Genomic DNA, 1,330 nt, shown 5'->3' with positions numbered 1-1,330 from the left:
TAGGCAGGGTGTGTAAGCGCTGTGAGGCGTTGAGCTAACCTGTACTAATTGCCCGTGAGGCTTAACCATACAACACCCAAGAGGTTTTGGGTTGGACTTGAAATAAAGCCAGTTGATTGTGGCGAGAACGAACAGCTTTCTAGATTAAGTGTTTTGACTGAAAAGTGAAGACACACCAAATTTTGCTTGGCGACCATAGCGCTTTGGACCCACCTGACTCCATGCCGAACTCAGTAGTGAAACGAAGCAGCGCCGATGGTAGTGTGGGGTCTCCCCATGTGAGAGTAGGACATCGCCAGGCTTGCTTTCTTGTTTTCAGATTTTTGGAAAAATCTGAAGGCAAAAACAGATTTAATCATCAAAGCTGATATGTGTAAGACTTTGATGAGAAAACACCAAGCCCTGACCTCACGGTCGGGGCTTTTTTGTATCTTGAGGGTGTATTAGCCCTGTGCGCTTTGCTTTAAACTGCCTGCCGAGTAGATGTCTTTCCATTTTCCATCTATCCAATATCCAATAAAAAGCCCCGTCTTGTCGACGGGGCTTTGTTTTTTCTAAGCTGTGTAATAGCTTGATTATTGAATTTTACTGACTCGACTTACTCGATCACCTGAAATGGTACGCAGCTGCACTGGTGCAGTGACGTGAGGAGCGTTCGCCGCATCATAGGTCTGCCAGCTTGCACCATTATCGGTTGAGTACTCAATGGTGAGTCCAGGGAATGGCGAGTTCGCTTTCAATATACCACTTTCTATCACTCCACCCGGAACGGGTAAGCGGAAGCCCACACCCTGTTGCTCTAGTTGTGGGAACCAGTAGTTCGCTAACTGATTAGCAAAGAGGTTGTAATCAATGTTGCGCTTGGTTTGATTCGCCTCTTGTCCGGTTTGAGTGCTTGCTTCCCATTCGGCACGGTGCCAAGCTCGCTCAGCCATGGCGAAGAGGCGAGGGAAGGTCATGGATTCAAATTGGCCATCGGAGCGAATAGTTTCACTCCAAATAGATGCCTGTAAACCAAGCACATTGTCTGGACGCGTCAGTGTTTTCACGGTGGCAGCGTCTAGTACTTCCTGTTTGGTGATAGGTGCACCATTGCGCTTTGCATCTGCGTTAGCGTAGAGATCATCGGGCATAAAGCTAAACGTCTTACGGGTGTCGGTAAAACGGGGTGCCCAATAATAGCCACGCTCACTTGGGTCTGGTTCATAGGGGTGGTCAAAATAGAGATGTGTGGCTTGGTTATAGATAACGCCATAGCCATTGTTGGCGAGATTATAGGCGCGATCGGCAACGCCCCACTCCCAGATATTTTGCCACGCGTTGCCATAGA

The 1,330-nt window shown here is 48.3% G+C and carries 1 protein-coding gene and 1 rRNA gene; one reads left to right on the top strand and one right to left on the bottom strand.

The window, feature by feature from the left end; all coding sequences use genetic code 11:
- The first annotated feature begins 185 nt into the window (after nucleotides 1-185).
- Nucleotides 186-301 (top strand): 5S ribosomal RNA (gene rrf / locus WN56_RS08455).
- Nucleotides 302-575: 274 nt separating this feature from the next.
- Here rrf and WN56_RS08450 read toward each other — a convergent pair.
- A partial coding sequence (locus WN56_RS08450) for a chitobiase/beta-hexosaminidase C-terminal domain-containing protein (protein WP_046074622.1) occupies nucleotides 576-1,330 on the bottom strand: 755 nt, incomplete at its 5' end.

It is taken from the genome of Salinivibrio sp. KP-1, from assembly GCF_000968645.1.
Lineage (GTDB): Bacteria > Pseudomonadota > Gammaproteobacteria > Enterobacterales > Vibrionaceae > Salinivibrio > Salinivibrio siamensis.
This window is presented reverse-complemented; position numbering and strand designations above follow the sequence as displayed.